General features: G+C 73.5%; 1 protein-coding gene. It reads right to left on the minus strand.

The features are described 5' to 3' along the window. Nucleotides 1–234: DUF1295 domain-containing protein (locus tag SB751_RS35500; RefSeq protein ID WP_410749674.1), on the minus strand; the 234-nt coding region annotated here is incomplete at its 3' end.

The raw sequence follows: 234 nt of genomic DNA on the forward strand, positions 1-234 counted from the left end.
GAGATGCGCGCCGAGCCGCAGACCCCACACGCCGCCGCCGAACGCGACCGCCACGCGGTTCAGCGTCGCGCCCGGACCGGCGAGGGCGGCGAAGACGGCCACGGCGCCGAGCGACAGCGCCCAGACCGGGTCGATCATGCCCGCGTTGCCGGTGCGCAATTGCACGAGCCAGACGACGCCGAACGCGACGACGAGCGCGCCAAACGCGGCAAGAACGGCGGTGGTGATCGGCAT

Source organism: Cupriavidus sp. SIMBA_020 (assembly GCF_046535395.1).
GTDB lineage: Bacteria > Pseudomonadota > Gammaproteobacteria > Burkholderiales > Burkholderiaceae > Cupriavidus > Cupriavidus campinensis.